General features: G+C 68.3%; 7 protein-coding genes and 1 pseudogene. All 8 read right to left on the reverse strand.

The features are described 5' to 3' along the window. A partial coding sequence (locus ABD161_RS15415; RefSeq protein ID WP_425560919.1) for a LysM peptidoglycan-binding domain-containing protein occupies positions 1-999 on the reverse strand: 999 nt, incomplete at its 3' end. Between the two features lie 2 nt (positions 1,000-1,001). Next, positions 1,002-2,042 carry a hypothetical protein gene (locus tag ABD161_RS15420; protein ID WP_344004973.1) on the reverse strand — a complete coding sequence of 347 codons (1,041 nt, stop codon included), beginning with the start codon at positions 2,040-2,042 and terminating at the stop codon, positions 1,002-1,004. A 25-nt stretch (positions 2,043-2,067) separates the two neighbouring features. Further along, entirely contained in the window at positions 2,068-2,685 is a 618-nt protein-coding gene (locus tag ABD161_RS15425) for a hypothetical protein (RefSeq protein ID WP_344004976.1), read from the reverse strand. Positions 2,686-2,696: 11 nt separating this feature from the next. Next, positions 2,697-3,107, reverse strand: a complete 411-nt coding sequence (locus ABD161_RS15430; RefSeq protein WP_344004979.1) for a hypothetical protein — start codon at positions 3,105-3,107, stop codon at positions 2,697-2,699. Beyond that, positions 3,104-3,556 (reverse strand): TadE/TadG family type IV pilus assembly protein, encoded by a 453-nt coding sequence (locus ABD161_RS15435; protein WP_344004983.1) that lies wholly within the window; start codon positions 3,554-3,556, stop codon positions 3,104-3,106. The genes ABD161_RS15430 and ABD161_RS15435 overlap by 4 nt, the downstream gene beginning before the upstream one ends. Further along, on the reverse strand, positions 3,556-3,870 hold the full coding sequence (locus ABD161_RS15440) for a hypothetical protein (protein WP_486348026.1): 315 nt from the start codon (positions 3,868-3,870) through the stop codon (positions 3,556-3,558). The genes ABD161_RS15435 and ABD161_RS15440 overlap by 1 nt, the downstream gene beginning before the upstream one ends. Positions 3,871-3,969: 99 nt before the next feature. After that, positions 3,970-4,146, reverse strand: coding sequence for a hypothetical protein (locus tag ABD161_RS15445; protein WP_344004989.1), 177 nt, complete (start codon positions 4,144-4,146; stop codon positions 3,970-3,972). Between the two features lie 59 nt (positions 4,147-4,205). Beyond that, a pseudogene (locus ABD161_RS15450) lies at positions 4,206-4,592 on the reverse strand (TadC protein); the annotation flags it as partial.

The raw sequence follows: 4,592 nt of genomic DNA on the forward strand, positions 1-4,592 counted from the left end.
CCAGTCGGCGACCACGTCGACCCAGTCGGCTTCGTCCGCGGCCTCGTCGACGTCGGCCGCCGCGGGAGCCTCCGCGTTGTCAGTCTGGGGCTGCTCTGCCGGGGCGTCGTCACCGCCGGTGACGAAACCGGGGCCCGTGGACTCCTGCACGTCCTCTGCCGGCGCAGCATCACCAGCCGGCGCCTCGCTGGCCGGAGTCTCCGAGACCGCAGGGGCCTCGTCGGCGGCAGGGGCATCCTCCGTCACCGGCGCCTCGACGGGAGCCTGCTCGGGCGGTGCCGGGGCTTCGTCCGGCACCGCCGCGGGAGCGGCCTGCTGAGCGCTAGGGATCGTCACGGTCCAGCCGGGCAGGATGAGGTCCGGGTCGCTCAGCTGCTGCCCACCCGGCTGGACCGAGTCACGGGACGCTTCGAAGATCTCGGAGTACCGCTCCCCCGCTCCGAGCTCCTCCTCCGCGATCGCCCACAGCGTGTCGCCCGACTCGACCACCCGCTGCTCGGCCGCCGGCGTTGCCGCCTCCTCTGCGGTCGCAGGCTGAGCGGCAGGCGCCGGCGCCTCGTAGACCGCGGTCTGGCTGATCGACGTCGACGCCGCAGCGTACGAGTCCGCGTGCGCGGGCTCGGCGGCCATCGCCGTCGACGGCACGAACACCGCCAGAATCGCGGCGATCAGCACGCCCGCAGCCTTCTGCTGCGCACCAAGCATCGGCACACGCACGCGGTGCCGAGGGGAGGCGGAGCCACGCAGCGCGCGCAGCTGGTTGGGGATCTCGGCAAGGAACCCGATCGCGAACGTCGCCCAGGCGATCCACGCAGCCACGGGGATCACCGTGCCGATCAGGAACCGGCCCCCGTAGTCGGGCATCGTGAACGCCTCGACGAGCCGGTCCCACGAGGGGATCGGGTTGCCGGCCAGCTCGATGAGCAGCATCGGGATCCCCGCCAGCAGCAGGGCGGAGAGGGCCAGCGCCCCCAGTGCGATGACGATGCGCTTGATCATCATCAGCCTCCGTTCGTCTTGACGTTCACGGACTGCAGCTCGTTGACCTCGAGCTCGACGGTGTCGCTCGTGGTGGACAGGTTCACGGTGCCCGAAGCGCCGTTGATCGACTCCCACTCGATGACCCAGTACGTGGTGGCGCTCACGCGGAAGCGATCGCCTGGCTGGTTCTCCGACGTCAGCAGGTAGCGGTGACCACAGGTCGGCGAGTCGGCCAGGCCGTAGCCCTCGTTGTACGCGGTGCCGGCGCCGCACGCGAGGGTGCGGCCATCGCCCATGTTCCACACCGCGGAGGAGACCCGCGCCGTGGCGGTGATCGTCTGACCGCCGAGCGTCGCCGTCTCGCTGTACGGACCCCAGGTCAGCGGCTGAGGGTTGTCGACCCACAGCCAGACCGGGATGCCCACGTAGGAGCGGCGGTGTCCCCAGTCCGGGTTCACCTCGGGTGCCATGCCGATGTCGATGCCGCGCAGTGCGAACGACTCGATCAGTCGCTGGGCGGCTACGCCGGGCGGGAGGACTCGGAGCCCGGGAGGGATCGCCTCAGACCAGTAATACTGCGGCGGCACCTCTCCGCCAACGCCGCCCTGGTACCCGTACTGATCCTTGGAGCACGAGTAGTAGCCCGCATCCTGGCTGAAATGTGCGGGCCGCTCGGGCCAGACACCGTCGACCATGCGGTTGTAGCACTGTCGCTCATTCGACCAATACTTGGTGCCGTCGCCGCACGGGATGACGACGTACCAGCGCTCCAAGGGGCCCTCAGCGTCGTAGACGTAGATCTTGTCGGGGGTGAAGCCGTAGGACAGCGCCTGCGACTTATTCGTGAGCCAGTAGCAGGTAGGTGCGCCGGCCGTCCAACCGTTCGAGTCGGGGCTGTACACGGGGTCCGATGGCGGGGCCTCAAGCACGAGATACGTCTGGTCGGTCTCCGGGTCGTAATAGACGCCTCCGGCCGCGTTCGCTGGGATTGCCGTTCCCAGCAGCAACCCGGCGACGACAGCGATGATCGCTGTGAATGCTGTTGCGAGCCGCCGTTTCATCGATCCCCCCTCGGATGACGTCAGATCAGCAGGTCTGACCCTGGCTGATGAGGTCGTAGACGAGCCAGCGCTGGAGCTCGTTGTCGTAGACGACCTGGTAGTCGAAGAGATTGCGCTCCTGGTCGTTCGGATAAGGGTCGGAGCCGTCGCTCGGATAGACGGTGTACTCGCTGCCGTCCTGGCAGGCGTTGATCGTCACCAAGCCGTTCTCAACGCCCTCCCACTCCTGCCCGTAGCCGCCGATCATCTCGTAGGTGATCGCGCCCTCGGCACGTCCCGGGCCCTCGACGTTCTCCGTGTCGGCATTGAGTACCGGGCCGGTGGAGATCTGGGTGGCGTCCCTCACTGCCACTTCGAGCGCTCGACCGGTCGAGAGATCCTCGAGAGGACTCGTGTCGAGCTCCGTGCCTGCCGCTGCGTTGACTTCACCACGTGTAACGAACCATTCGGTCAGAACGGCGTCGGCCTGCTCGATGGCCTCTTCCTCGCTCTCGGGCGGCGCAACCGGCCCGCGCGTGGTCTCCGTGGGTGTCGGCGAGGGGCTCTCGGTGGCCTGTGGGGCGCTCGTGGTGCATCCGGTGAGGAGGCCGAGCGCGATCGCGCCGAGGGCGATGCTGGCGGCGGTCGTGCGGTTGAGCTTCATGGAGATCTCCTTCACTGGGTGATCAGCGCCGCGGTGGCGGATCCGCTGATGGGCAGCGACGTGCCGAGGAACATGGTCTCTACATCTGACCAGACCTCGACGCGGATCTCGTTGCCGGAGACGATCGCGGACCCGCTGAACCCGGAGGAGTTCACGTAGTCCATTGCTGCCTGGTAAGCGGCGGTGCCGTTGAGGTTCATGGATCCGTTGCGGATCGCTCCCCCGCTGACGGCGGCCGTCGCGGCGCGGGCTGCGCTGGCGGCGACCTGGTCGGCGTGGATGTTGCCCTGGATCTTCGCGGCGCCGTCGACGACGAGGCCGGTGGCGAGCATCAGGACGGGCACGAGCACGACGAACATGGGCGCGACCCAGCCGCGCTCGTCGTCGCGCAGGCGCTGGAGGATGCTTCGGAGCATGCTCATCCCCTCTCCTTGTATGGGTCGATCGGGCTGCTGGCGCTGGCGGCGATAGTGCGGGTGCCGGGCAGGCCGGGCACGAGCAGGTCGCCGAGCGGGACGGTGCAGGTGACTTGCACGCTGACGGTGCCGGCTTCACCGATCTCGGTGTTCAGGCCGCCGGCGTCGACGGCGATGTCCAGGGGTGCGCAGCTGATGCCGGCGGAGGCGAGCTGCGACTGGGCGGCGGCGCGGGCCTCGCCCTGGGCGGCCGTGGCCGTCGCGGCGAGGCTGGCGGCGCGCGCAGCTGCCGACGCGGCCCCCTGGGCGTTGATGTCGGCCAGGCCGAGGCGTCCGCCGGCGATGAGCAGGCCGAGGATGATGCCGAACAGGGGCACGAGGATGACGAACTCGGCGCTGTCCAGGCCGCGCTCGTCTCGGCGGAGACGTGCGCTCAGGTGGCGGAGGATTCGCATCAGTCCACCCACCTTTCGACCGGGCCGCTCGCCGTGCCGGTGACCGTGAGGTTCATCCCGGGAACGAGCAGCGGAACGTCTCCGGTGACCGTGGCAGAGACCTGCGTGGCCGAGCGGGAGACGTTGACGCTGATGTTGTTGAGCATGCCGCCGGACTTCTCGGCGGTGCTCGAGGCGGCGGAGTATCCGTCGCCGGTGCCGGCGTCGTAGAGCCGGGCTTCTTCGACGGCGACAGCGGCGGCCGCCTGAGCGAGGTTGTAGCCGTGCAGGTACACCGCGGCCTGGAGGATCGTGAGGATCACCAGGAAGAACACGCTCCAGATGATCGAGGACTCTGCGGTGGAGAGTCCTCGATCATCTGAAACGCGATGGCGGATCGAGCGCACGGCGATCTTCCTGGCTGCCGGCCCAGGTCAGGGCAGGCTGCCGGTCTGGGTCGCGACGAACGCCGAGATCGCGCCGCCGAGCACGACCGCGATACCGCAGCCGAGCGCGATCAGCAGCGCCTTCTCAGCGCTCTCGAGCCCCTTCTCACCGGTCTCGATGACCTTGTCGTAGCGGGCCTTGATGGCCCCGATCGCCTTCTTCATGGATCCCCCTCGGTAGTGGTGGCGTTCGTATAGGTGTTGCGATGGTGCTGAATCTGACATCACGCGGTGAACAAATTGATGATCATCGGCGTCAGGATGATCCCGGCGTAGATGCCGAGCGAGAGTGCGAGCGGGACCTGCAGTCGCTCACTGTCGGTGTTGGCCTGCTCGTGCTCGCGGTTGAGAAGCTCATGTCGGAGGCTCTTCCCCTTCGCTCGGGCAGTTTCATATATGGATGCGTCCCGCTCCCCATTCAACCGGACGATCTTCGCCATTTCGACTAGTTGAGGGACATTGATGTCTCCGCCGAGCTGCTCGAGCGCGTCCCAGGAGGCCACGCCGGCGTACCGGGCGCGGTGCAGGGCCTGACGGATCCGGCGGAACACCCAGCTGTTACCGACCTCCGCGGCGCTCTCCAGCGCGTCGGTGGCGGTGGTGCCGCGCTT

Origin of the sequence: Microbacterium paludicola (genome assembly GCF_039529675.1) — a bacterium.
GTDB lineage: Bacteria > Actinomycetota > Actinomycetes > Actinomycetales > Microbacteriaceae > Microbacterium > Microbacterium paludicola.

What these genes read in the sequence shown, in the direction of transcription:
- ABD161_RS15420 (WP_344004973.1), bottom strand. Translation starts at nt 2,042, where the DNA reads ATGAAACGGCGGCTCGCAACAGCATTCACAGCGATCATCGCTGTCGTC.
- ABD161_RS15425 (WP_344004976.1), bottom strand. Translation starts at nt 2,685, where the DNA reads ATGAAGCTCAACCGCACGACCGCCGCCAGCATCGCCCTCGGCGCGATC.
- ABD161_RS15430 (WP_344004979.1), bottom strand. Translation starts at nt 3,107, where the DNA reads ATGAGCATGCTCCGAAGCATCCTCCAGCGCCTGCGCGACGACGAGCGC.
- ABD161_RS15435 (WP_344004983.1), bottom strand. Translation starts at nt 3,556, where the DNA reads ATGCGAATCCTCCGCCACCTGAGCGCACGTCTCCGCCGAGACGAGCGC.
- ABD161_RS15445 (WP_344004989.1), bottom strand. Translation starts at nt 4,146, where the DNA reads ATGAAGAAGGCGATCGGGGCCATCAAGGCCCGCTACGACAAGGTCATC.